Raw genomic sequence first — 26,358 nt, 5'->3', positions numbered from 1 at the left:
TATCTCGTTTAATTCTGCTGCTTCCCAATCATTACAAGTTTTTTCAATCGCATGAATTTTACAAGCGTTTGAAATAAAACGATTATAGCACGCTAATAGCTTAGTTTTTTCACGAGAGCATACAACGAGATTGTTTTGGCATATTTGACTGATTTTAGCGGCTTTAAGAGTAAATTAGTGTCGGCAAGGCTTAAGGGGAGCAGTGAAAGTCGCTAATGATCTGATTTAGCTTGATAGCATAGATAGCCTATCATAGGGATTATGCATGGTTGGGAGCTTATTGCTGTTATTTATAAAGGCGCTTAACCAGTTAAGCTAGTAACCTTGCTTAAAATACGCTAGGTTACTTTTAATTTACTGGTAGTCTCATCTCATGGTTACACTATGAGTCTCCAAAGTGAACTTACATTAATACAGTGGCTGTTTAAGATTAACAATTAGGCCTATCTTAAAAGTTAAGACGATACATGGAGTGTTTTGATGAAATCAGCGGTAGAACAACTATCCACTTATAAAAGTGTCCATCTTAATCCGGTTAATATAAAGACTCACTTTGTCGGTGTTCCGTTGATTATCTGGTCGGCATTTGTGATGTTAAATACCATACCCATAACGTTTTTGAAATTGGATAATCCCACTTTGGTGTTAAATGTGGCCGGTTTGTGTGCCATTGGTGTGCTTATCTATTATTTCAGGTTACACGCGAGTTTGGCCGTTGGATTAAGCTTATTTATTTTACCTGTGCTATTTAGTTCATACTACATGGCAAAAATGGAAACGGCTTGGGTTATCGCTTTGGGTGTGTTTGTCATTGGTTGGGTGTTTCAGTTGATTGGCCACAAGTATGAAAAGGCAAAGCCAGCCTTTATTGATGATTTAAATCAGCTGTTGATTGGGCCATTTTTTTTGATGGCAGAGCTCTATTTTATGCTGGGATTAGAGCAAGATTTGAATAAAGAGATCACCCCGTTAGCGATTGCTAAGCGTCGTATGTTAGAAACAGGGTCTCGGTCCAGATAAATATCAAGCCTAGCCTCATTAAAATAAAGGCGCTCATTGAGCGCCTTTATTTTTGAGGTGATTAAGCTTAGCGTTTATTCGCTTTGGGCAGATTATAATGCTGGGGCATCACGCGAACGGTCTTAATCATATTTTCGCCGACTTCAACGATTTCTATGGGGTATCCAAATATACGCATCGAGGTATTGGGCTCAGGAATATCTTCAAGATATTCGATAATCAGGCCATTAAGAGTTTTTGGCCCATCGATAGGAAAGTGCCAAGCCATCTCTTTATTCAAATCACGTATGTTAATGGTGGCGTCAATAAGGTAACTCCCATCGGGTTGCTTATTGATATCTTCACTCGGAGTGGTCACCATCGAAGTGGTAAAGTCACCCACAATCTCTTCGAGGATGTCTTCTAAGGTGACTAAACCTTGGATATCGCCGTATTCATCAACGACAAGGCCTATACGTTCTTTATTGCGCTGAAAGTTAGCTAGTTGTACGTTGAGCGGTGTCCCCTCTGGGACAAAGTAGAGTTCTTTAACCGCACGTAATAGCGATGATTTACTAAATTGCCCCTTTGATTGCAATCGTAAGGCATCACGCAAATGCACAAAACCAACGGCATCATCGATAGTATCGCGATACAGCAACACGCGAGTATGCGGGCTCTGGATCACTTGGCGGTTAATGCTTTTAAAGTCATCATTGATATTGATGGCGTATAACTCAGAGCGTGGGATCATAATGTCTTCCACGGTGACTTTCTCAAGATCCATAATCGATAACAGCATTTCTTGATGTCGTCTAGGGATCAAGGCGCCCGCCTCATGTACCACAGTACGGAGTTCTTCTTGGCTTAGGGCATCATCTTCCTTAACCGAGCGAATACCTAAAATATGCAAAAAGGTTGAGGTGATTAAGTTGACCACTTTAACCAGTGGCCATAACACCACTAATAGCATTTTAAGTAATACGCTAGATGGGAAGGCAATGCGCTCTGGGTGCAGCGCTGCAACCGTTTTGGGAGTGACCTCGGCAAAGACCAGTACCACTAAGGTTAACACTCCGGTCGCGATAGCTACGCCCACATCACCAAATAGACGAATACCCACAATGGTGGCAATCGCTGAAGCGAGAATATTGACTAAGTTGTTACCAATCAGAATAAGACCGATAAGTCGGTCGGGTCTATCGAGTAGTTTAATTGCTCGCAGCGCACCCTTATGACCATTGTTGGCTAAATGACGGAGTCGGTAGCGATTAAGTGACATCATGGCAGTCTCAGACCCTGAAAAATAGGCTGAGATAATGATGAGTACGAATAGAATAATAAAAAGTACGCTGGTGGATATTGCGTCCAATCAGTGGCCCCACTATGGCGATAATTAAGAAAAAAGCGTTGAGGAGTAGTAAATACAGCGATTTGCCTGAAGAGTCAAGCTAACCCAGGCTACGCATGGTTATGCGTAGCCTCAGGTAAACGCGATTACTGCGGTTATTGTAAAATCAGTTCTTTGACGATTCTGGCCCCAAAATAAGCCAGTGACAGCAGTATCGCGCCACTTAGCGTATAGGCAACGGCAGTACGGATTTTACAACCAACCCAATATTGCTGCGCTAGCATAGCGATGTAGGTAAACCAAGCCATAATCGACAAAATAGCCTTGTGCCCCTTACCTTCGGCAAACATATCATCAAGGAAAATAAAGCCAGTGGCTAATGACAAACTTAGCAGCATGACGCCAATAATGACTAGATGATATAACTGTTTTTCAACTGTCATCAAAGGGGGGATAGCTGGGCTTAACATCAATTGCTTTTTCTTAAGCTTGTTTTGGATCATGGCGAGCTGTATTGCATATAGCGCAGCAATCATCAATGCGCTGTAGGCCATGAGCGACAGCACCACGTGGGCCAATACTTCAGGATAGAGTTCGAAATGGATAATAAATTCTGGTGGCAGTAACCAGAGTAAAGCGACCGAAATGACCGAGCAGGCGTAGACAACCGGTACGACAACAATCACCTTGAGTCTAAACATTAAAATAGTAAAGGTGAATGCAATAATCCAATTCACCATAGAGATCACATTGGTTAGGCTAAAATTTTGTCCATCGCCAGTAAAGATGGCTTGGTAAAGTGCGGCGGCATGTAGTACTACGGCGATAGCTGCAAACCCTGCAACGGCTCGACGATTAGGCCCTTGGGCATGAAACAGACGACCAACGACCAAGATAAGGGCGATACTATAGAAAAATATGGCTGAAGCCGAAAAAATGACCATCGAAAATTAACCTATCGTTATGTTAGCTTTCTGTGCAATATCAACCCATTTAGGCTGGATTGTATGTTACCAAGTAATATCATTAGAATAACACGATCGGCGCATAAATGGGCAGAGGCTTTACACACAAAAATTAGTTCTTTCTGAGCGTTACTCCTAAGTTTTGTGATTTTATTGTGTGGTAAGACAAAAGAGCGACATCGATTACTTGCATCAGTGCGGTAGCATAATCTCTATGCATGGTTATAATACTGGCCAATCATGTACATTCTAAACGGTAAAGAACGCGATAATGTTTGAGAACTTAACGGACAGATTATCACGTACCCTGAAGAACATCAGTGGTCGTGGTCGCTTAACTGAAGACAATATAAAAGAAACGTTACGCGAAGTGCGCATGGCGCTACTTGAAGCCGATGTTGCTTTGCCTGTAGTGCGTGCCTTTGTTAATAGCGTAAAAGAACGAGCGGTAGGCCAAGAGGTTTCTAAAAGCTTAAGCCCAGGCCAAGCCTTTATTAAGATAGTACAAAGCGAGTTGGAAAACGCCATGGGCGAAGCCAACGAAGCGCTAAACCTATCGGCTCAGCCGCCTGCAGTGATCATGATGGCTGGTCTTCAAGGGGCGGGTAAAACCACCAGTGTTGCCAAACTGTCTAAGTTTTTGCGTGAGCGCGAAAAGAAATCAGTACTTGTGGTCAGCGCTGACGTATATCGTCCTGCGGCAATCAAACAGCTTGAAACCTTAGCGACAGAAGTTGAGGTTGAGTTTTTCCCGTCGGATGTCAGTCAAAAACCGATTGATATCGTAAACGCAGCACTGGCACACGCTAAGCTCAAGTTTATCGATGTGGTGATTGTCGATACTGCGGGTCGTCTGCATGTTGATGAAAGCATGATGGACGAGATAAAGGCGTTACATGCGGCCGTTAACCCGATTGAAACTCTGTTTGTGGTCGATGCCATGACAGGTCAAGATGCGGCCAATACGGCTAAAGCATTTAATGAGGCATTACCATTAAGTGGTGTGATCCTCACCAAAGTCGATGGTGATGCACGCGGTGGTGCGGCCTTATCGATTCGCCATATCACGGGTAAACCGATTAAGTTTTTGGGTGTTGGTGAGAAGACCGACGCCCTAGAGCCATTCCATCCTGATCGCGTGGCGTCACGTATTTTAGGAATGGGTGATGTCCTGTCGCTGATTGAAGAAGTTGAGCGCGGCGTCGATAAAGAAAAAGCGATGAAGCTGGCTTCCAAAGTGAAGCAGGGCGGAAGTTTCGATTTAGAAGATTTCCGTGAACAGCTACAGCAGATGAAAAACATGGGTGGCATGATGAACATGATTGAGAAGCTGCCCGGTGTGGGTCAGCTTCCGCCTGAAGCGCTCGCGCAAGTACAAGATGGCAAGATGACAGGGCAAATGGAAGCGATTATCAATTCTATGACGCCAGGTGAGCGTAAGCGCCCTGATATTATCAAAGGCTCGCGTAAACGCCGTATCGCCCTTGGCTCTGGGACGCAAATTCAGGATGTTAACCGCTTATTGAAGCAGTTTACCCAGATGCAAAAAATGATGAAAAAAATGTCGGGTAAAGGTGGCATGAAAAAAATGATGCGTGGCATGAGCGGAATGCTACCGCCTGGAATGAAAATGCCAGGCCGTTAAATACGTCTTTTAAAATACGCCAATCATAAGCTCAAGCAACCTGCTTGAGCTTTTTTTATTGTTCCACCTCGTGATGTCGATTAAAGCTGCAACTATGGTTAGATAGACATGTTGGGCTAGTGACTGATTTTACGTTTTTTTGTCTTGCCGTTGCCTAGCTGTTGTCTTAATGTTGTTGGGTGTTGTCGTTTGCGCTTCTTTGTTAGTACCATGCTGTATTAACTTTGCTCATTGATTCGTTGTATTTTAAATGGGTTGCCTTGTGCTGCGCGGTACGATTGATTAATTTAGGGCATATTCATGATTATAAACGTTTTTTCGGCAAAACACTTCGTCGTTGTCATTGCGGCATTCATTTCTTTATTTGGCTGTGAGAAGACAGAGCTGAAAATCACTCCTAAATTAGTCGTTGTTGAGAAAGTCAGTTCGGCAACGGTGCCACTTTACGGCAACTACATTGGCGTGACACAAGCGTCACTCGATGTAGAGGTTAGGGCTCGTATTAATGGTTTTGTTGAAGATAAAAGCTTTATCGAGGGTAGTGCAGTCAAAGAAGGTTCGGTGTTATATCGCATTGATAATCGACCTTATTTGGCGGTAGTAAACCGTTTAAAAGCCAATGTTGAGGCCCATCAATCTGCCTTGGATAAAGCCAAGCGTGATGTGGATCGTTTAAGGCCTTTGTATGAGCAAGATGCCGCGAGTCAACTCGATTTTGATAATGCGTTATCTGTGTTATCCCAAGCCAAATCAAGTTTAGCGGCGAGTATGGCAGAGTTGGAAGAAGCTCAGTTAGAGCTGAGTTATACAGAGATTAAATCGCCAATATCGGGTTTAGTTAGCCGCTCAGAGGTTGATATTGGCGCTCTCGTTGGCAGTAATGGTCAATCTTTGCTTACTCGGGTGAAGCAAGTTGACCCGATTTATGTCACTTTCAACATGTCGGCCTTAGATTATCTTAACGCTCGTCGGCGCATGACGAGTTACTCTGACAAGAAAGAAGCCGAGACCGAAGGTAAAGCCGTTGAGGGTTTTGTGGCCATCACCTTACCCGACAACAGTGCCTACCCATATCTGGGGGATGTGCGCTTTACCGATCCGTCTGTTAATCCTGAAACAGGTACCTTCCAAGTAAGGGCAGAGTTACCCAATCCTAATAAAGAGCTGCTGCCTGGCCAATACACCAATGTACGAATCAAGCTTGACGAGATAAATGACGCCGTAGTGATCCCACAAAAGGCTACCCAAGTTGAACAGGGCGGGGTATATGTCATGGTGGTGCTGCCTGATAATAAGGTCGAGCGGCGTTTTATTGTGATAGATCATCAAGGCAAGATGGGGGTAGTGGTTAAGAGCGGTTTACGCGCCGGTGAATTGGTGATTGTTGAGGGGATGCACCGCGTTCGTCATGGTCAGCTGGCAGAACCGTTAACTCAACAAGAATATCAACAACGTGAAGATAGAGCGCAAAAAGAACAGGCGCTTAAGCAGCAAGCTTTAGAGCAAGAACAGGAGCAGTAACCATGGCACAATTTTTTGTGACTCGACCGGTTTATGCTTGTGTTATCTCCATTGTGATAGTGCTGCTTGGTTTAATTGCCATGTTCAAACTGCCCATAGATCAATATCCTTATATTACGCCGCCACAAGTTAAAGTGTCGGCTTTCTATCCTGGTGCCGCATCAACAACTGCAGCAGAGTCGGTTGCTACGCCGTTAGAGCAAGAACTAAACGGTTTACCGAACATGATTTATATGAGCTCTAAGAGCACTAACTCTGGCAGCGCTAATGTCACCATTACCTTTGATGTTGGCACTAACCCAGATTTGGCTGCGGTTGATGTGCAAAACTCAACTCAACAAGCCGCTGGAAGCTTACCCATTGATGTGCAAACCGAAGGTGTGTCTGTTTCGAAAGAAGCCTCGGTTGAGCTACTCAAATTGGCGTTAACATCGACCGATGATCGCTATGACGAAATTTATTTAAGTAACTACGCTACCATCAATATTCAAGCAGCCCTTAAACGTATCCCTGGCGTCGGGCGAGTGCGAAATACCGGGTCACGTAGTTATTCAATGCGAGTCTGGTTAAAGCCCGATATTATGGCGGGTTATGGTCTTACGACTAGCGATGTGATCGCGGCGGTGAAAGCACAGAACAAGGAGTCGCCCGCGGGGGCAATTGGTTCGCAGCCCAATGCCGAGTCCCTAAGTATGACACTGCCTATCACCGCTGAGGGGCGTATGAGCAGTGTGCCGCAATTTAAAGAGATTATTGTGCGCGCCAATAGCGATGGCTCTCTTATCAGGTTGCGTGATATTGCGCGGGTGGAGTTAGGCTCGTCATCGTACACCCTACAGTCACAACTTAATGGAATCAATGCGACCATTTTGCAGGTTTACCTGTTACCAGGTGCCAATGCCCTAGAGGTGACCAAAAACGTTAAAAACGAGATGGCGACACTGGCTGAGAAGTTCCCGCAAGGTATGAACTGGGAGGTCTTTTTTGATGCCTCGATTTTTATTGAAAACTCGATTGATGAAGTGGTCAAAACGTTAATTGAAGCGTTGATACTAGTGATATTGGTGGTCTATCTGTTCCTGCAGAACTTTCGGGCGACCTTGATCCCAGCGATTGCAGTGCCTGTATCATTGATTGGCACGCTGGCGGCCATGCTGGCGTTTGGGTTTACCATTAACACTGTTAGTTTACTGGCCTTAGTGCTGGCGATCGGTATTGTGGTTGATGATGCCATTGTGGTCGTTGAAAATGTTGAGCGCTTAATGCACGAAAAGGGCTTAAACTCCGTTGAGGCGACCCGTGTTGCCATGAAAGAGCTTTCTGGGGCGTTGGTGGCAACAAGCTTAGTCTTGGCGGCGGTATTTGTACCTGTGTCTTTTTTATCGGGGATAACCGGGATAATGTACCGTGAGTTTGCCATTGCGATTACCGTGGCGGTGTTGATCTCCACGGTTGTTGCGCTGACATTGTCGCCGGCCTTGTGTGCCTTATTACTCCGGCCTGGAGATAAGGCCACCTCGGGTTTTTTCAAATGGATGAACGACAAGCTGGATATTTGTACCAGTCAATATGTCGCGATTGTCGCATTAACCGCTCGGCAGGCTACACGTAGCTATTTGGTGTTTGCCATTATGGTCGGTGGCGTTTATATGATCATGTCAAACCTACCTTCGAGTTTTATGCCTGATGAAGATCAAGGTCGCTTTTTCATCGATATGACCTTACCCGATGGTGCAACCGTGAATCGTTCACAAGCTGTGCTAAAGAAAGCCGAGGCCAAAGTGCTGGCCCATCCCGCTGTTGCGTATTCGTTTACCTTGGCCGGAGAGAATCGCCGTTCAGGCTCTAACCAAGCAAACGGTCAATTCGAAATTATTCTTAAGCCTTGGTCTGAGCGAACACAGAATGATGCAACGGTTAAAAAAGTGATGAAAGAGATAGACCATGCGTTACTCGATATATTGGAAGCTGAGTTCAACGTGTATTTGCCATCGGCAGTGCCAGGATTAGGTAATGGTTCTGGGGTTGAAATGGAGCTACAGGACACCTCTGGGACAAACTTTAAAGGCTTGATGGAAACGGCTGATGAGCTGGTTGAACGACTTAAATTACAACCAGAAGTTGCGACGGCAGGACTGTCACTTCAAAGTGCGATACCACAGCTGCACTTAACGGTTGATGAAGCCAAAGCGATGGCTATTGGCGTTAATGTGGCTGATATCTACAGTACGATAAAAACCTTTACTGATTCTGCTACAGTTAATGATTTCAATTTATTTGGCCGTGTTTATCGAGTGAAAGTGCAAGCCGAGGAGAGTTATCGTCAGTTTCCTGAGCAGATAAAAAATTACTACGTGCGCTCATCCAGCGGCGCTATGGTGCCTATCGGTGTGCTGGCGAAGTATGAGTATTCTGTTGGCCCAGCTGCGGTAACTCATTACAATTTATTTAGTAGCGCCTCGATTAATGCAACGCCGGCAGCTGGTTATGCGTCTGGCGATGTGATTAGAGCCATAGAGCGAGTGGCTAAACCCATGTTACCCAATGAGTTTAGTTACGAATGGACGGGTATTACCTATCAGGAAGTACAGTCTGCCAATCAAACCAGTATTGCTGTCGCGTTAGCCATGTTGTTTGTATTCTTATTCCTTGCAGCACTGTATGAGAGTTGGACTATCCCCATTGCGGTATTGCTAATCGCACCGATTGCTATGTTGGGGGCGGCCTTAGGAACTTGGGTCAGTGGCATGGAGAGTAATTTATTCTTCCAAGTCGCCTTTATTGCTCTCATTGGGATGGCGGCGAAGAACTCTATTTTGATTGTCGAATTTGCCAATCAATTGCATAAGGAAGGAAAAGATTACCTTGAGGCCGCGTTAGAGGCCGCTAACATGCGTTTTCGTCCGATTCTAATGACCTCAATGGCATTCATTTTAGGCGTGTTGCCGCTGGTGTTATCTGTGGGGCCAGGCGCTGTGAGTCGCCAGAGCATCTCTATCCCTATTCTGTGCGGAATGGTGTTTGCGACCACCATAGGGATTATTATGGTTCCCCTCTTTTTCGTCACGACCGCAGGCTGGTTAAAGTCTAAAATAAAGCCTACTGCAGCGAATGAACATCCTGCGCAGGAGGGCAATGCTCATGGCTAATCAATGGCTCGGACATCAAGCAGCATTCGCGCTAAAGCTAGCTTTGGTTGCTAAGGCTAAGGCTAAGGTCATAGGTATTACGGCGACGGTACTGAGTTTAGTTGGTTGTGCAATGGGACCAGATTACCAGCGTCCAGACGTTGAGCTGCCGGCGCAATATCATCATGAGTTGGTACAAAATACCATCGACAATGATGGTCTGGTGCCATGGCAGTCTTTTTACCTTGACCCCAATGTACGTAAACTTATCTCTTATGCGCTGGCGCAAAACTTAGATCTTGAGGCGGTACGTTCTCGCCTCATCGCCGCTCGCTCGAAAGTGACTGTGACTGACGCGACGCTTTATCCGGAACTTGGTTTAGGTGCTAAAGCAGAGCGTTCAGTCGACAGTGGCATAACCAGCACTAATCCCACTCACAGCAATGAATTCGACATTGCAGGTACAGTGTCTTGGGAGCTGGATATCTGGGGAGCTAATCGGCGTCGCAGTGAGGCTGAATATGCTCATTTTCTGTCGGCACAAGAAGCGCTTAATTTGGCGGTTATCTGCCTGATAAGCGATGTTGCCAGTCGTTATTATGAATGGCTCGATATTGAGCAGCGTTATCAAATTTCTGTCAATACGGTTAAGTTGCGTAAAAAAGAGCGTGATTTGGCAAGGCTAAGAAAACAAAATGGGGTGATTTCAGGCTTGCAGGTCAAGCAAGCCGAAGTGGAATACCAGAGCGCTAAAGTCACCTTGCCCACACTCGATTTTGAGCGCCAAGAAAAAGCCAATCAGTTAAGGGGCTTGCTCGGCGAATATGATTATCCGCTTAAAGTCGATGGAGACATAGCATCCCTCATTGCTGAAATGCCATTTTCAGGTTCCTTTAGTGTAGGCATCCCGTCAAAAATGTTGTCACAGCGGCCTGATGTCAAAGCTGCAGAGCAGGCATTAATTGCGGCCAACGCCAATGTGGGCGTGGCCAAAACGGCCTTTTTCCCAAAATTTAACATTACCGGTAGCTATGGCACAGAATCTGATGATTTAGATAAGATCTTTGATAGTCAGGGAGTCACTTGGTCACTACTTGGGGGGATCACAGCCCCCATTTTCAATGCTGGCAGTATAGCGGCTCAATACGATATAGCCCAAGAGTCATTTAAGCAGGCTCTACTTGCTTATCGAAGTACTGTATTGGCAGCATACTTTGAAGTTAATGATGCCATGAACAGCTTTCGGCGCTCTGAATCTGCAATAGAAGCACAAGCAGAACTGGTTGAAGCCTCGCGCGGATATGCCCACTTGGCGATGTTAAGATATCGCAATGGCGTATCGAGTTCGTTAGATCTAATGGATGCACAACGAAACTTGTTTAATGCCGAACTTAGCTTAAGTGAGGTGAGACGAGATAAACAGCTGGCGATGATTAAGCTATATCGTTCACTCGGTGGAGGTGTGTTTAACGCAAACGAGCTGAAGCAAACCTTCACGGATAATTCTGGCAGCGTAGAGAACGTTCAATAGCCGCTAGTTACTATCAAAATTTTGATTTACACTTATCATTAATTAACTGCTTAAGCTTATTTTTGGCTATTTGAGTTGTATCTCTGCAATTGCGAGTAAGCCTATTACTGCTAAGTATTTTCGTGGTCAAAAAAGTTGCATTCGTCGCCGATTCAGGTAGAATCGGGCGGCTTTCTATCTGGGACTCTTCGCGAACACGGGGTTCCAGTTTTTATTTTTGCTTTATAAACAAGCAAACCATTAGAGGATAAAAGACGCATGGTTACCATTCGTTTAGCTCGTGGCGGCGCAAAAAAGCGTCCATTTTATAACATCGTAGTTGCCGATAGCCGCAACGCTCGTGACGGTCGTTTCATCGAACGTGTTGGTTTCTTCAACCCATTGGCTCGTGGCCAAGAAGAAACGCTACGTTTAGACCTTGAGCGTGTTAAGCACTGGGTTTCTAACGGTGCTGCTACTACTGATCGTGTAGCAAAACTGATTAAAGACGCTAGCAAAGCAGCTGCTTAATAGCGTTAAGGTATAGATTAATGAGTAGTCACCAAGAACCTGTCGTACTGGGCAAATTAGGCTCATGTCACGGCATTAAAGGTTGGTTGAAGATCACTAGCTATACCGATTCTGTCGAAGACATTTTTAACTATTCACCTTGGCTGATTAAAGAACAAGGTGAATGGCGCGAGGTTAAGGTCGAACAGTGGCGTTTTCAAGGTAAGGCGTTAATCGCTGAGCTTGAAGGGGTTAATTCGAGAGACCGAGCGCAAATGCTCACCAACTGTGAGATTGCCATTCCTGCAGAGTTGATGAAAGCCTTGCCAGAAGACGAGTTCTATTGGCGTGATTTAATTGGCTGTAATGTAGTGAATACCAAAGGCTATAACATGGGTAAGGTCGACCAGATCGTGGAAACAGGATCAAACGACGTACTCCTTGTAAAAGCTAACGCTAAAGATGGCTTCGGCAAAACGGAACGTATGATTCCTTTTGTGACCGAGCAGTTCATCCTTGAGGTGAATTTAGCAGAGAAACAAATTTTAGTGGATTGGGATCCGGACTTCTAAGTCGAGGGGCAACAGATGTGGTTAGGGGTAGTAACCCTGTTTCCAGAGATGTTTCGTGCCGTAACAGACTTTGGTGTAACGGGTCGGGCCGTTAGCAACGGCTTGTTGGAGTTGCAAACGTGGAATCCTCGTGATTTCACCCATGATAAACATCGTACAGTGGACGACCGGCCTTATGGCGGCGGACCCGGTATGTTGATGATGGTGCAACCTTTACGCGATGCCATTCACGCAGCGAAAGCCGCTGCAGGTGATAAAGCAAAGGTGATTTATCTTTCTCCTCAAGGACGCAAGCTGACTCAGCAAGGCGTCGAAGAGTTAGCGAAATCAGAGCGTTTGATTTTAGTGTGTGGTCGCTACGAAGGTATCGATGAGCGCATTATTCAAACGGAAGTGGATGAAGAGTGGTCGATTGGTGATTACGTGCTTTCGGGCGGCGAACTACCAGCGATGACTCTGATAGATTCAGTATCGCGCTTGGTTCCAGGGGTTCTTGGAAAACAAGCTTCGGCAGAGCAGGACTCCTTCTCTGATGGGTTACTGGATTGTCCCCACTATACTCGACCTGAAAGCTTAGACGGTATCGATGTACCAGCCGTATTGCTAAGTGGTAACCACGAACATATTAGACGCTGGCGTTTGCAACAAAGTCTCGGAAGAACTTTGTTACGACGACCAGAATTATTTGAAAATCTAGCTCTGACTGACGAACAAACTAAGCTATTAGCCCAATTTGTCGATGCTACCCAAAAGGGTGAGTAACAAATGGTCAGTTATTACTAGGATGGAGTTTATTCATGAATAACATCATTAAAATGCTCAACGAAGAGCAAATGAAGCAAGACGTACCACAATTTGGTGCAGGTGATACTGTTGTTGTTAAAGTACGTGTTGTAGAAGGCGGTAAAGAGCGTCTACAGGCGTTTGAAGGCATCGTTATCGCTAAGCGTAACCGTGGTCTGCATTCTGCATTCACAGTTCGCAAGATCTCTAATGGTGAAGGTGTTGAGCGTGCGTTCCAGACTCACAGCCCAATCATCTCTAGCATCGAAGTTAAGCGTCGCGGCCGTGTTCGTCGTGCTAAGCTTTACTACCTACGTGATCGTTCAGGTAAATCTGCACGTATCCGTGAGAAGCTTGCTAAGTAAGCAAACGCTTCAAGTAAACAAGATGCAGTGTTCGCACAAATACCCGCCTTATGGCGGGTTTTTGTGTTTTAGGGCACTGGAAAAGTTCGCAAAAAGAGGCTTGCTTGTTAGTATGCAGTAAAACATTGCCTTAACATTGTCTTTATACTTGTTATAAGCTCACCTATTGAAGGTGGGTTAACCTTCAATCGATAACCACTAGTTAGTCCCTAAGTAAAAAATGAATAACTGCAAAAGTGCATTGAATTGTTATCGATAGGCATTTTTTTGCTTGATTCTAAATAAAACCACAGGCATAGTTAAATCAATGGTGTAATGGTGAACTGCTACGGCATTGCGCTTACGGGTGATGAGTAAGTCAGTAATAGTTCGGTGGGCGTTATTCTAATAAGCCTAATTTTTGTGACAATATAATTATAGATAGAGGTTGGTGACGGGTATGCAGCAAGACACAATTAATAATGTCCATATTAGTTCTGAAAAAGTATTAGTAACCCCAGAAGAGTTAAAGCAACAACTTCCTTTATCCACTGCTGCCTACCAATATGTATTGAATGCTCGTAAAACCGTATCCGATATTGTGCACAAACGTGATAATCGTGTGCTAGTGGTCAGTGGACCGTGTTCTATCCATGATATCAAGTCTGCTAAAGAATACGCACTTAGACTCAAAACCCTACATGACGAATTGCAAGATGAGTTTTATATTTTGATGCGTGTGTACTTTGAAAAACCGCGGACTACCGTGGGCTGGAAAGGCATGATAAATGACCCAGATATGGATGAGTCATTTGATGTTGAAAAAGGGCTGCGTATGGCTCGAGAATTGATGATCTGGTTAGCCGAATTAGGCTTACCGGTTGCCACTGAAGCCCTTGACCCGATTAGCCCGCAATATATTTCTGAACTCGTCACTTGGTCGGCGATTGGTGCGCGCACGACTGAGTCGCAAACTCATCGTGAGATGGCATCTGGATTATCTATGCCTGTCGGGTTTAAAAACGGTACCGATGGCAAGTTAGGGGTCGCCATTAATGCACTTGAGTCTGCAGCCAGTAGCCATCGATTTATGGGAATAAATCAACAGGGGCAAGTGGCCTTATTACAAACGGCGGGCAACCCCGATGGGCATGTGATTTTGCGTGGGGGCAAAGTACCAAATTACGATGCCCACAGCGTTGCCGAGTGCGAACGTCAACTGCATGCCGCTAAGCTTAATGCACGGTTGGTAGTGGATTGCAGTCATGGTAATTCTTCAAAAGATCACAATAAACAACCCGTGGTTTGCCAAGATGTATTTGATCAAATTGAGCAGGGTAATCGTTCGATTATAGGGGTGATGCTAGAGAGTCATCTTAATGCAGGTAATCAAGCTTGCGATAAACCTTTAAGTGAACTGGATTATGGTGTCTCGGTGACGGATGCGTGTATAAATTGGCAAGATACTGAAGAGTTATTACGTCATGGTGCGGCGCAATTAGCGTCGGTTTTACCGACAAGATTTGATATGCTTAAGGCTGCAACTGCCTGATGGATAATTAAAAAATGAATGAAAAGACCACTGAAGAGCTCGAAAAGTTACGCGGCCATATTGATAATGTCGATCAACAATTATTGCACCTACTGCGTAAACGCTTGGATCTTGTTGGGCAGGTGGGGGCGGTAAAACACGCTGCAGGGGTGCCAATTTATGCACCCGAACGTGAAGCGTCAATGCTGGCTAAACGCCGTGAAGAAGCCAGTAAAATGAACGTTTCTCCGCAGCTTATCGAAGATATTTTACGCCGATTAATGCGTGAATCGTACCTTAATGAGAAGGATGTCGGTTTTAAACAGGTAAAAACCGATCTGGGTCATGTGGTTATCGTTGGTGGTAAAGGTAAGCTTGGTGGGCTGTTTAGCCAAATGTTACGTTTGTCAGGCTATCAAGTGAAATCACTCGATAAAGATGATTGGCAAGATGCTGATGCTATTTTTGCCGGAGCTGGGCTGGTTATCGTTACCGTACCCATCAGGATCACTTGTGAGTTGATTGCCAGTAAATTGGGCCAGTTACCCGAGTCGTGTATTTTAGCTGATTTAACATCGATAAAAGCCAAGCCACTTGATGCAATGCTAACGGCCCACCAAGGACCCGTAGTGGGCCTACATCCTATGTTTGGCCCAGATGTGGGCAGTTTGGCTAAACAGGTAGTCGTGGTGTGCCATGGTCGCGATCCAGAAAAGTATCGATGGCTGATGGAGCAGATACAGATTTGGGGCGCACGTTTGGTTGAAGCAGATGCGCAAAAGCATGATAAGGCGATGCAACTCGTGCAAGCGATGCGTCACTTCTCCTCGTTTGTTTATGGGCTAAATCTTTATCGTGAAGCGGCTGATATCGATACCCTATTACAGTTTAGTTCGCCCATTTATCGGTTAGAACTGGCTATGGTAGGGCGCCTTTTTGCTCAGAGTCCGGAACTGTACGCCGATATTATCTATGCGCAGCGCGAAAGCCTGACGGCGATAGGTGATTATTTAGATAATTATGCCCAGGCCCTTGAGTTGTTGAAGTCGGGGAATAGGCAAGGATTTATAGCTCAGTTTGAAGAGGTGGCTAACTGGTTTGGTGATTTTGCGCCGCAATTCCAGCGAGAGAGTCGTGTGATGTTACAATCGGTCAACGATATGAAAGTGGGCTAGTTATCTGCGTTGGCAGCGCCATTTTTGAACTCAACTCTATACTTAACCTGAGCCGAGATTAACGCTATCTGGCTCAGGTTTTTTTGTGGATTGAAAACAGGTTATCGTCCATCAATCTCATATGTTCGTTGTTCTTAAGCTCAAAAAATCCCATATTAGTTGCACTTATTCTAATTTGATCTGCCTCATAGTTTATCGCATTGATCCAATAAATCGCTTTAGCTGATGACCAAGTCGCAGTAGACTTTATTAAAACATGCAAAATAAAGGCATGATTAAAAATAGGAGTAGTTGTAATGTTTTGTATTCAGTGTGAGCAAACGATTAGAACCCCAGCGGGTAATGGCTGTAGTTATTCTCAAGGTATGTGCGGTAAGTTGTCTGATACCTCAGATCTGCAAGATCTGTTGATCTACTTGCTTCAGGGCGTTTCAGCCTATGCGGTTAAGGCAAGAGAGTTTGATATTATTGATAGTGAAATTGATACCTTTGTTCCTAAAGCCTTTTTCGCCACACTAACAAACGTCAACTTTGATGATGAGCGATTAATCGATTACGTCAATCAGGCGGAACTTTATCGTAACCGCCTAAAGGCGGCCTATGAAACGGCATGCGCTGAAGCTGGCAAAGCTGTCGATACGCTTATTCCTGCAGCATCATTAATATTGGCAACATCTAAGCCTGAAATGCTTGCTCAAGCCGCTCAAGCAGTGCCTAATCGCGGTAAAGAGAGTGTTCATGAAGATATTATGGGCCTGCGTTTACTTTGTCTTTATGGCCTAAAAGGTGCTGCGGCCTACATGGAGCATGCTCGCGTTCTTGATCAAACAGATAGCGACGTAGCGGCTAACTTCCATGAAATTATGGCGTTTCTTGGCTCAGATTCAGAAGATGCCGACAAACTGTTTGCCACGGCAATGGAGATTGGTCAGCTAAACTATCGCGTGATGGCGATGCTAGATACGGGCGAAACTGAGTCGTTTGGTCACCCTGAGCCGACGCAAGTCAACACGGTTGCTGTGAAAGGCAAAGCTATTTTGGTCTCTGGCCATGATATGAAAGACTTAGAGCTAATTTTAGAGCAGACACAAGGCAAGGGCATTAATGTCTTTACCCATGGTGAGATGTTGCCAGCGCTGGCTTACCCCGCCTTTAAAAAGTACCCACATCTTGTCGGTAACTACGGCAGTGCGTGGCAGAATCAGCAGAAAGAGTTTGCTAACTTCCCTGGTGCAGTAGTGATGACCTCTAACTGCATTATCGATCCAAATGTAGGCGATTACTCTGACCGTATTTTCACCCGCAGCATTGTAGGTTGGCCTGGTGTAACCCATATTATGGGTGATGATTTTTCTACAGTGATCGATAAAGCACTATCGCTAGAAGGCTTTATCTATGATGAGATCCCCCATCTTATCACCATAGGTTTTGCTCGAAATGCGTTAATGGCTGCTGCGCCTGCCGTGATTGAAAATGTGAAGAATGGCTCGATTAAACACTTCTTCCTTGTGGGAGGGTGTGACGGTGATAAGTCTGAGCGTAGCTACTTTACCGATATCGCAACAGCGGCACCAAAAGACTCAATTATCATGACCTTAGGCTGTGGTAAGTATAAGTTTAATAAGCTTGCATTTGGCGATATTAACGGTATTCCGCGTTTATTGGATATTGGTCAATGTAACGATGCTTATTCAGCGATCCAGCTAGCGATTGCACTGTCAGAAGTGTTTGAGTGTGAGATAAGCGAGCTGCCACTGAGCTTAGTATTGTCATGGTTTGAGCAAAAGGCGATCGTGATCCTGTTGACCTTGTTATCACTGGGCGTGAAGAACATCCGCACAGGCCCAACGGCTCCGGCATTCTTGACTGAAAATCTCGTTAAGATTCTAGAAGATAAGTTTGGTTTGCGTACGACTACAACTGTCGAAGCCGATCTCAAGGATATCTTAAGCGTCGCTTAATTCGTCTAACACCTATGGCTAAGGTCATAGGTGTTCTATTTTCCAGGGTAACTCACTCTATGAACAGCCAACAATATCACTCTGCGACTTGGCAGCATGGCGAGGTACGTCTAAGGTGCGTCGAGCGCTGGCAAGAAACTCACGATGTCACTAGTTTCCGTTTTCAGGGCGAACAGAGTGTCAAGTTTCATTTTAAGCCAGGGCAATTTATCACCTTGTTGCTTAATATTAATGGTAACGCCGTTGCACGTAGCTATACCATATCTTCATCGCCTTCTCGTCCTTACTCTATCGTGGTAACGGTTAAGCGGATCGAGGGCGGAGTAGCATCAAATTACTTAGTGGATCATCTGCTGCCTGAGCATAGCGTTACGGCTCGCGGACCAGATGGGGTGTTTAACTTGGTTGATATCGATGCTGATAAGTACCTGTTTTTAAGTGCAGGTAGCGGCATTACCCCTATGTATTCTATGTCTCGCTGGTTGACCGATACTCAAATCGGCAGCAACATTGCTTTTTTCCATAGTGCCAAATCACCACAAGATCTGATTTTCCATCAGGCTTTACAACAGCTAGAGCAACGCCATGAACACTTCTCGTTAGATTATAGCTTAGAAGAGGGGGAGAATGCTGAGATTGATTGTTATCAGGGACGTCTCTCGTTAGTCTCCTTAGCGTCAGCAGTACCTGATTACAAAGAGCGAACCATATTTGTCTGCGGCCCCGCACCTTATATGCAGGCGGTTCGAACTATGCTTGAGCAAGCTGGTTTTGACATGAGCCGTTATCATCAAGAGAGCTTTGGTGATGCGCTCGCAGCGCCTTTACTGTCAAAGTCTACCACAGCGTCAGCCCCGTTTATGTTGCATATTGGCGATGTTAAGACGCCGCTGTCAGCGGAGCAAACGGTGCTTGAAGGCATTGAAGCGGAAGGCTTACCCATTATCGCTGCATGTCGCTCTGGCGTATGCGGAGCGTGTAAATGTAAGGTGATCGAGGGGAAAACCATCTCAAGTAGTTCTTTAACCTTATCTTCAGCTGAAATTGAACAGGGCTATATTTTGGCATGTTCGACTCGGCTTCAATCTAATGTAAAGTTGAGTTTGAATGAGTAATACTTGATGGATTTATTGGTATAGAGGTGGTTTTAACGTAAGCAAAATAGAGTTAAAAGCGGCATCATTACATTCGACAGATTTGCGTAAATGCAGGTGACACAGTATGGTTAATTAATAGAGACTCTCGTATTGAGTCTGCTCATACCATTTTTTGGCAGCCTTGGAGTGACCGGCTTATGATAACCACGACATCTCAACATGCTGGTATTGATGATCATAGCCTCGGTCATCTGTTATATGGACTAATGTTGGCATTTCCGCTGTTTTTGCTGCCGCCATTGCTTGGCTTAGCCATTAATTGTGCGCAGAAAAGTAGTAAGATGAGTCAGCTACTTTATTCACATATCCGTTGGCAACGTTGGTCTATGTTGACGCTGTTGTCGATGTTAATATTGGCTTATATCATGCCGCAGGCTTGGCTAGCGGTGACATTAAGTATTGTCTCTTTATGTTGGTTTTGTCATCGCACCATAAAGGGCTGGATGGCGCTAGTTGATGGCCAAGCGATTTAATATTTTATCTTCATAATTTGTTATTAATATAAAAAGAGGGTGTTTAGCCCTCTTTTTATATGCCGTTCAATGCTCCATGTATGCCTTAACTACGGTATAACTCACTTAAGCTGCGACAGTGGCGGTGTATTTGCTCATCGAAACTGCCTATATCTGGCATCACCAGCAGGATTAATCCGTCAGCATGTAACTGTTTTGCTGCTATGGCTATATCGGTCTGGTTAAGCACTTCACAGGCATAACTGGTATTTATGATTATTGGCAGGTGACTCATGGCTTTTATTTGCACCAGAGCGGCTAAATCCAAAGCGGGTTTAACAGCGTCATTAAAGGTTCTTATGCCCGATTCACACAAGATAACCTGTTGATTACCGCAAGATAGGATGGTTTCAGCGCCATCGAGAAATTCCTCGATACTGGCCATGGTATTGCGCTCTAGAATAACTGGTATGTGCAGTGCACCAATTTGTTGCAGTAATGCTTTGTTGTGCATCTGTTTACCGCCGATAAGTAAGATATCCGCATGTTCAACAGCGTGCTTTAATTCGGTTTCGTATTCGATTTCGAGCATGCAGCTTAAATCGAATTGGTGTAAGGCACGTTTTACTTGATCCAATAGCGGACTGACTTGTTGAATATGATGTATTCCGGTGAGCAGTACGGCTTGGAAACCCGCTTCTTTTAGTTGTTTTGCTTGTTGACCAAAGTCTTGATTATCCGTGGTTAATCTAAGCTGTGCGATAGCGGCAAATTGTCCAGCACCTATGGCCAATTGTCCATGAGTGATCTGGGTAAGTTGAGGCTTTTGAGTCAGGCTCCAGCGTCGATGAGACGTTTGTATACGGCTATCATTATTGTTGTTGCTATCGTCAAATTCAGCCGTTCTGCTGGTAGTAGGCTCTATCATAAGCTGGCTATTGTTCAGCTGTGTTGGGTTAACTGTTTCACAGGGGTAGCAACCTAATACCTTGATAAAGCGAGTGATATGCTCCAGCTCGTTAAGGGCTTTTTGCATCGACTCACTCGATAAATTGGCATCTAGGTCTAGGTAGAACATCTCCTCCCAGGGCGTTCCCGGGATTGGGCGAGATTCCAGTTTGCTCATGTTGAGGTTGTGTGCTTTAAGCACTAATAAGGCTTCTACTAAGGCTCCGGGTTTTTGTCCTGTGGCCATGATCAGGGTGCATTTGGCCGGGAGTTGTTCTGGTACTGCCACAGCTTTACGTGCAACTACGATGAAACGGCTTTGATTAATTTTTTGATTGGCGAGTTCTTTCTCTATCGCTTCTAGCTGATACAGTGCGCCACCTTCGGCGCTGCCAATGGCGGCAACAGTCATATCTTTACTTGCTAAGACTTGTTCCATCGCTTCGGCGCTACTTGAGCAATATTCTAACTTGAGTTCAGGATGATGGCTTAAAAAACGACTACATTGGCTTATGGGTTGTGGGTGGGCGTAGACGGTCTTAATTTGAGCCAACTGAGTACCTGGGTGAGCGAGTAAACAGTGACCGACCTCGATAGTGGTTTCACCAACAATGGACAAGCTTGTATGTTGCAGTACGTCATAGACTTCATTTATCGATCCCGATGAAGTGTTTTCTATCGGTAAAAAACCATAATCGGCGTGACCAGACTCTACCGCTTGTACTATTTCATCGAAGCTTTTACAGCCCAAGTCTTGCATATTGACTTGGCGGCGGTCGCAATAGCGAGTGGCGGCTAAGTATGAATAGGAGCCGCGGGCCCCTAAATAAGCAATAGTGTATTGCTGTTTTTGTAATGTAGGATTCGCTCGTCCTTGCAAGTAAGCTTGCTGATTGAGTACTGAGTCTTCGATAATACTTTGGTATAGCGACAACACATAGTGTGCATCTAATCCCTGTTCACGCCCCTGTTTAACCAGCCGGGTTAATAATTCCTTTTCTCTTTGCGTGTCACGAATGGGGCGAATATCAACCTCTTTACTGCGGGCAACATCTAAACTTAAGTCGCGGCGCCTGGCGAGCAGTGCCAGTAGTTCATTGTCGAGTGCACTGATCTGTTCCCGCGTGTGATTTAAGGAATGTGGTTTGGTCATGCTGTCCTCTGTATATGAACGAGTATCTGGTTACGTTTTAAAACAAAAAAGCCTCCCTGAGGGAGGCTTTGGAATTTTCACTTTCGTTTTTACACCGAAACTCCGCCTCCCTAAAAGGATGGAATAAAAAAGAAAGTAAAAAAAGTGACGCTAGTTATTTTCATAGCCATCAAATTAGATCGCTACGTTGTGAGTGTCAATGAAAAGTTATGCAGTATGTCAATTTATCATTTTAGGCGTAGTATGAAAAAGCGCACCATCAGGTGCGCTTAGTTGGAGCTTAGATTGCATTCTCAAAATCGGTAGGCCCTCCTCTAACTTACTAAGGATCTGTTGCTTACCCTAATTCAACTTGGTAGTGAATTGGTCTAGATCCTGCTGACAACTCGGCGACGATGCTATTACATTAGCGATGTTCCAGGCGTTGATTAAATCAATGTTGCGTGGCTTTTTCTGTCGCCGTTAAAAACTCATTTGCCTTTCACTCAAACTGTGATCTCTCCTTAATGCTGTTACTGCGCCATTAACATTCACTTTCGTTGTGAAACTGGCGACCTTACCAAAGAGAGACGACCATTACTGTTTAGCTCGTTAGCTGATCCTTGTTGGTACATTTGGGTACCATAAGGCTAGGATAGTCGTCGTTTTTTATTGTGTTGCAAAATCGAATTCAAGTGTCGGCGTTCTCCTATATCTATTTCAGGTTTACCTTGTATTACTGTTTCTCAATACCGCTCTACCTTCAAGTATAACAAGGGGTGGCAACATCGCTAGTTTGTTAGCTAGATTCCTCCAGTAAGTTGATAACTCGTTGAGGCGGTTATTAGCTGCCAAGACCCAATCGATATAACACGAAAGGCATGTTCATTTTAATTATTAAGCATTTATCGAAAATACAATATAGCAACTGTAGACAATGTGGCTAGTTTGCTAGTGATATTCCTCGGTGTTTATTGAGCCTAAAATTATTGCCTACAGTCTCAACAATAACTCCTCTACGCGATATACTCCTTATCAAATGTCTCTTCATATTCATCTTCTAAGTCATCACCAACAACATCATTATCGATGACAGGTACTGCGCGACGTGCTCCTTCGGGTTTGTGGTTTAAACGGTTGAGTTGCTTTTCAAGCTTTTGTCCCATGGCATTGATTGCGGCATAAAGATCTTTATCTGTTGCTTGGCCAAATAATTGATTACTGGGAATACCGACCGATGCTTCTATCTTAAATCCTTGCTTCTCTTGTTCTATGATGACATGCGGATTAATTAATTGGATATCGTGTCTGCTGAGTTTCTCCAATCGACTTTCGATACGTTCACGGATAGGGGCAGTTACGTCGAAATCTTTGCTAGTAATCTTTATCATATATCCAACCTTGTCTTTGCTTCCTTGAGTTCAGATTACCAATTTGGCGCACTAATAATGTGATCTAGATCGTGTTTGGTGGCGGTATTTTTATGTTCAACGCTTTATTTGATGTCATCGACAAATTGGCTAAATAAACATTAGGAATAGCTTGTATTTCTTATTTTAAGACGTCATATTTGATTAGATAACTTCAGAAATTCATTTCTATTGCCTCTATGAGTCGCTTCAAATATCATCTCACGCATCTTCTGTTGTAAAGGAAATGAGATGTCTTCCAAATTGTCGAGTGTCGATAATAAAATCAAATTAAAGGTGTGGGATCTACCCACGCGAGTCTTTCATTGGGGCATGATTGGGCTACTCGGTGCATTGTGGTGGAGCGCCGATGCGGGAGAAATGCAATGGCATCAGGTATTTGCTTACTCATTAATGGTATTAATTATATTTCGCCTACTATGGGGCTTCATCGGTAGTGATACCGCGCGCTTTAGCCATTTCGTGAAGCCACCTCATCAAGTTATCCGTTATTTAAAGCAACCGACTAAAGCTACGCTTGGGCATAATCCATTAGGTGGCTATATGGTAGTAACTATGATGGTGATACTGCTAGTGCAGTTAAGCAGTGGTCTGTTTGCTACCGATGAAGTGTTTACCGAAGGGCCGCTTTATCGTTACGTTACTAGTGAACTTGGCAGCACGTTAACCTGGTTACATAAGATGAACTTTAATCTGCTATTAGCACTGGCGGCTATGCATGTGTTAGCGGTTATTGTGCATAGTTTTAAAGGTGATAAGTTGGTGGGCGCAATGATCACAGGTTATAAATATGTCACTCAAGATATGGTTGCTGAGTTGAGATTTCGCTCTAATATTATTGCATTAATCTTGGTAGGTCTATTGATGGGCTTGGCGGTCAATTACTTGATTTTGCCGTTAACTGTAATGTTGTAGTTGTTAGATAAAATAGCCATATAAAAAAGGTTAGCGGCAGATACCGCTAACCTTTTTAGTATTCGTTTTAATAACAGTATCCATGTAAGTGAATAAGTGATCATTTAATTTTTATTATTAAATATCAGTGCATTAACTTACATCTTGGCTGGTTGGCATAGTAGTTAGGCAAGCTCTGTTACTGGCGATTAGTCTTTTTTGTAGACGTCGTGGCAACCTTTACAGCTCTTACCAGTAGCCATAAATGCTGCTTTAAATGCGTTTTTATCATCACCTTGTGCAGCAACGGCAAGCTTAGCTGCATTATCCTGAAACTCACTCATTTTGCTGTCAAAATCAGTCTTGTCGCTCCATATTTTAGCCAATGCTTCTGTATTGCCTTTATCAGAACCTGCCACAAAACCTTCTGCTGGTAGTTGACTTAAGGCGGCAACATTTTGTGCGCGCATAGCGAATACTTCAGCGTCAAACGGTTTTTCACCCTTCAACATAGCGCCCATATCACCAAAGTTGTATGCGATTAGACCAAATGCTGATTGGCGATATTCGATTGCATCCTCGACTTCTGTAAAGTTGTTAGCGTGTGCTACTGAAGCTAGCATGGCGCTGCCAGCAAGTGCGAATAGGCCTAACTTAATCTGTTTTTTCATTGGATGGCTCTCACGATTTTTGATGTTTATGTGACTTGGTGCAATTATTCTAAGCGCAATTAACTGTCAGATACCAATCATTTTTTATTAAAGTTACTTCAATGTTTGTTGCTAAGTGTGTTTCAGTTACGAAAGCTACTATTTTCGATGAATTATCATATTTTAGACTGACGGTTATAGCCTTTAGCGTAGCTTTATTGCTACACTTTCGTAATGGTCAACGATTACAACAGAGGTTGCTGTGCGCGCCAATTGGGATCTAGTGTTAGATAAAGTAATGACTCATCAAAAGCCTGGTGAATTGAACGCATTATTTGAATTATTACTCACTGAAGAGGAACGAAGTGCCGTTGCCGGCCGTTTAAAAGTGTTTCAAGCCCTGTTACTGGGGGAAATGAGTCAACGGCGGATGGCAGCTGAGTTTGAGATAAGTATTGCGACCATTACTCGTTGCTCTAATTATCTTAAACATATGAGCGAGGCGCAACGCGATACGGTTCGAGCCTTAATATTGTCATAAAAACTTCTATGATGTTCTGCCACTATGCTCATTATTTATAAATTGCTAATAAGTTAGTGCAGCCTTATTGTAAAGATAAGGTTGCTATTATTAGGCAGTATATAAGTGGTGCTTGAGAAGCCTTGAGTCAGGATTATCTGGACTGAGACGCTTTCGATAATGCGACTGCTGGATATAAAATATAAGCGATGTAATAGCCTAAAGTAATGGCGATTAGCTTAACTATTGGTGACTATCGATGTGAAGAGGTTGATTAAGCAGTTAAAGTAAGTGAAAGTCTAAAATAAAAAAGCTGGCAAAATCCTAAAAAAGGCTGCCAGCTTTCAATATTACAACTCGAGTCTTATATCGTCGGATCAATTACAACTTGAGTATTAAATCATCATCTGATGATAAGTGTTTAGTGGCGACAACCACATCCACCATTGCCATCACAGCCTTCTTTGGCTTCTTTTTCGCTGTCATCATTGCAGCATCCACCCTCATGGCTGTGGCTTTCACCGCCACAACAACCGCCTTCGTGGCTATGTTCATGACCACCACAACTGCCGCCAGCATGAATGTGGCCATGGGCAATCTCTTCCTCGGTCGCGTCGCGAACAGCAAGCACCTCAACGGTAAAGTTAAGTGATTGACCGGCTAATGGGTGGTTGCCATCAACAACGACAACATCATCTTTTACTTCTGTCACTTGTACTGGACGTTGACCCATTTCAGTTTCGGCAATGAAGCGCATACCCGGTACGATATCTTCAATGTCACCAAAGGCTGACAGCGGTACGTCTTGGCGTAGGCCATCATGATAAGGGCCATAAGCTTGTTCAGCTTCAACGGTAACATCGAGCTTATCACCAACCGTTTTGCCTTCTAATGCCGCTTCTAAGCCTGGGATCATATTCTCGGCGCCATGAAGGTAAAGCATTGGTTCACCTTCAAATGAACTTTCAATTAACTCACCTTGTTGGTTTGTTAAGCGGTAATGGATGCTAACAGCTTTGTGTTGGGTGATTATCATATCGCCTCCAATTCAGAATGTGGCGGCATTTTAACTTGCTTTTTAATACTTGGCGATGATCTAGTACCGCTTCTTGAATGAAAAATTTATAAATTGTGAGTCGGGTTGTTAGCTCGGGTCATTGTACCGTTGGAAGTTGTGATG

22 protein-coding genes and 1 other annotated feature are annotated in these 26,358 nt (G+C 44.3%); of the genes, 16 read left to right on the top strand and 6 right to left on the bottom strand.

What is annotated here, in order from left to right; all coding sequences use genetic code 11:
* Positions 1 to 480 precede the first annotated feature (480 nt).
* A complete protein-coding gene (locus AC5YB1_RS15190) occupies positions 481 to 1,020 on the top strand; it encodes an Mpo1 family 2-hydroxy fatty acid dioxygenase (protein ID WP_494519856.1) in 540 nt (179 codons plus the stop codon).
* A 67-nt stretch (positions 1,021 to 1,087) separates the two neighbouring features.
* On the opposite strand, the gene AC5YB1_RS15185 is transcribed toward AC5YB1_RS15190, so the two are convergent.
* Together AC5YB1_RS15185 and AC5YB1_RS15180 are read right to left on the bottom strand one after the other, a co-directional pair.
* Entirely contained in the window at positions 1,088 to 2,371 is a 1,284-nt protein-coding gene (locus tag AC5YB1_RS15185; RefSeq protein WP_494519855.1) for an HlyC/CorC family transporter, read from the bottom strand.
* 134 nt (positions 2,372 to 2,505) lie between these two features.
* Positions 2,506 to 3,294, bottom strand: a complete 789-nt coding sequence (locus AC5YB1_RS15180) for a cytochrome C assembly family protein (RefSeq protein ID WP_494519854.1) — start codon at positions 3,292 to 3,294, stop codon at positions 2,506 to 2,508.
* Between the two features lie 292 nt (positions 3,295 to 3,586).
* Here AC5YB1_RS15180 and ffh point away from each other — a divergent pair, with 292 nt between their 5' ends.
* The 13 genes from ffh to AC5YB1_RS15115 all read left to right on the top strand — a co-directional run bounded on the left by ffh (position 3,587) and on the right by AC5YB1_RS15115 (position 19,625).
* A complete protein-coding gene (gene ffh / locus AC5YB1_RS15175; protein ID WP_494519853.1) occupies positions 3,587 to 4,960 on the top strand; it encodes a signal recognition particle protein in 1,374 nt (457 codons plus the stop codon).
* 300 nt (positions 4,961 to 5,260) lie between these two features.
* Positions 5,261 to 6,481 carry an efflux RND transporter periplasmic adaptor subunit gene (locus tag AC5YB1_RS15170; RefSeq protein ID WP_494519852.1) on the top strand — a complete coding sequence of 407 codons (1,221 nt, stop codon included), beginning with the start codon at positions 5,261 to 5,263 and terminating at the stop codon, positions 6,479 to 6,481.
* 2 nt (positions 6,482 to 6,483) lie between these two features.
* The gene (locus AC5YB1_RS15165; protein WP_494519851.1) at positions 6,484 to 9,630 is read left to right on the top strand and encodes an efflux RND transporter permease subunit; all 3,147 of its coding nucleotides are present in this window, start codon (positions 6,484 to 6,486) and stop codon (positions 9,628 to 9,630) included.
* Entirely contained in the window at positions 9,623 to 11,140 is a 1,518-nt protein-coding gene (locus tag AC5YB1_RS15160; RefSeq protein WP_494519850.1) for an efflux transporter outer membrane subunit, read from the top strand. The genes AC5YB1_RS15165 and AC5YB1_RS15160 overlap by 8 nt, the downstream gene beginning before the upstream one ends.
* A gap of 258 nt (positions 11,141 to 11,398) precedes the next feature.
* Positions 11,399 to 11,650 (top strand): 30S ribosomal protein S16, encoded by a 252-nt coding sequence (rpsP, locus tag AC5YB1_RS15155; RefSeq protein ID WP_110456583.1) that lies wholly within the window; start codon positions 11,399 to 11,401, stop codon positions 11,648 to 11,650.
* A gap of 20 nt (positions 11,651 to 11,670) precedes the next feature.
* Positions 11,671 to 12,201 (top strand): ribosome maturation factor RimM, encoded by a 531-nt coding sequence (rimM, locus tag AC5YB1_RS15150; protein ID WP_110456582.1) that lies wholly within the window; start codon positions 11,671 to 11,673, stop codon positions 12,199 to 12,201.
* Positions 12,202 to 12,216: 15 nt separating this feature from the next.
* Positions 12,217 to 12,963 (top strand): tRNA (guanosine(37)-N1)-methyltransferase TrmD, encoded by a 747-nt coding sequence (gene trmD / locus AC5YB1_RS15145; protein WP_110456581.1) that lies wholly within the window; start codon positions 12,217 to 12,219, stop codon positions 12,961 to 12,963.
* 35 nt (positions 12,964 to 12,998) lie between these two features.
* On the top strand, positions 12,999 to 13,349 hold the full coding sequence (rplS, locus tag AC5YB1_RS15140; protein ID WP_475516081.1) for a 50S ribosomal protein L19: 351 nt from the start codon (positions 12,999 to 13,001) through the stop codon (positions 13,347 to 13,349).
* A 439-nt stretch (positions 13,350 to 13,788) separates the two neighbouring features.
* Positions 13,789 to 14,880, top strand: a complete 1,092-nt coding sequence (locus tag AC5YB1_RS15135) for a 3-deoxy-7-phosphoheptulonate synthase (RefSeq protein ID WP_494519849.1) — start codon at positions 13,789 to 13,791, stop codon at positions 14,878 to 14,880.
* 14 nt (positions 14,881 to 14,894) lie between these two features.
* On the top strand, positions 14,895 to 16,034 hold the full coding sequence (gene tyrA / locus AC5YB1_RS15130) for a bifunctional chorismate mutase/prephenate dehydrogenase (protein ID WP_494519848.1): 1,140 nt from the start codon (positions 14,895 to 14,897) through the stop codon (positions 16,032 to 16,034).
* 296 nt (positions 16,035 to 16,330) lie between these two features.
* Positions 16,331 to 17,995 (top strand): hydroxylamine reductase, encoded by a 1,665-nt coding sequence (gene hcp, locus AC5YB1_RS15125; RefSeq protein ID WP_475516084.1) that lies wholly within the window; start codon positions 16,331 to 16,333, stop codon positions 17,993 to 17,995.
* A gap of 59 nt (positions 17,996 to 18,054) precedes the next feature.
* Positions 18,055 to 19,110, top strand: coding sequence for an FAD-binding oxidoreductase (locus AC5YB1_RS15120; protein WP_494519847.1), 1,056 nt, complete (start codon positions 18,055 to 18,057; stop codon positions 19,108 to 19,110).
* A gap of 179 nt (positions 19,111 to 19,289) precedes the next feature.
* On the top strand, positions 19,290 to 19,625 hold the full coding sequence (locus tag AC5YB1_RS15115; protein ID WP_475516086.1) for a hypothetical protein: 336 nt from the start codon (positions 19,290 to 19,292) through the stop codon (positions 19,623 to 19,625).
* Between the two features lie 85 nt (positions 19,626 to 19,710).
* On the opposite strand, the gene pheA is transcribed toward AC5YB1_RS15115, so the two are convergent.
* Positions 19,711 to 21,705 carry a prephenate dehydratase gene (pheA, locus tag AC5YB1_RS15110; RefSeq protein WP_494519846.1) on the bottom strand — a complete coding sequence of 665 codons (1,995 nt, stop codon included), beginning with the start codon at positions 21,703 to 21,705 and terminating at the stop codon, positions 19,711 to 19,713.
* 41 nt (positions 21,706 to 21,746) lie between these two features.
* Positions 21,747 to 21,867, bottom strand: a sequence feature (Phe leader region).
* An 833-nt stretch (positions 21,868 to 22,700) separates the two neighbouring features.
* On the bottom strand, positions 22,701 to 23,075 hold the full coding sequence (gene hpf / locus AC5YB1_RS15105) for a ribosome hibernation-promoting factor, HPF/YfiA family (RefSeq protein WP_494519845.1): 375 nt from the start codon (positions 23,073 to 23,075) through the stop codon (positions 22,701 to 22,703).
* 270 nt (positions 23,076 to 23,345) lie between these two features.
* Here hpf and AC5YB1_RS15100 point away from each other — a divergent pair, with 270 nt between their 5' ends.
* A complete protein-coding gene (locus tag AC5YB1_RS15100) occupies positions 23,346 to 24,029 on the top strand; it encodes a cytochrome b/b6 domain-containing protein (protein WP_494519844.1) in 684 nt (227 codons plus the stop codon).
* A 188-nt stretch (positions 24,030 to 24,217) separates the two neighbouring features.
* On the opposite strand, the gene AC5YB1_RS15095 is transcribed toward AC5YB1_RS15100, so the two are convergent.
* Positions 24,218 to 24,679 (bottom strand): c-type cytochrome, encoded by a 462-nt coding sequence (locus AC5YB1_RS15095; RefSeq protein ID WP_494519843.1) that lies wholly within the window; start codon positions 24,677 to 24,679, stop codon positions 24,218 to 24,220.
* A 241-nt stretch (positions 24,680 to 24,920) separates the two neighbouring features.
* Here AC5YB1_RS15095 and trpR point away from each other — a divergent pair, with 241 nt between their 5' ends.
* Positions 24,921 to 25,199, top strand: a complete 279-nt coding sequence (trpR, locus tag AC5YB1_RS15090) for a trp operon repressor (RefSeq protein WP_494519842.1) — start codon at positions 24,921 to 24,923, stop codon at positions 25,197 to 25,199.
* A 400-nt stretch (positions 25,200 to 25,599) separates the two neighbouring features.
* Here the strand turns inward: trpR and slyD are convergent, their stop codons facing one another.
* Positions 25,600 to 26,214 carry a peptidylprolyl isomerase gene (gene slyD / locus AC5YB1_RS15085; RefSeq protein ID WP_494519841.1) on the bottom strand — a complete coding sequence of 205 codons (615 nt, stop codon included), beginning with the start codon at positions 26,212 to 26,214 and terminating at the stop codon, positions 25,600 to 25,602.
* Between the last annotated feature and the right edge of the window lie 144 nt (positions 26,215 to 26,358).

This window comes from Shewanella sp. 433 (assembly GCF_059338565.1).
The sequence above is the reverse complement of the archived record's forward strand: the minus strand, read 5'-3'. Positions and strand labels throughout refer to the sequence as shown.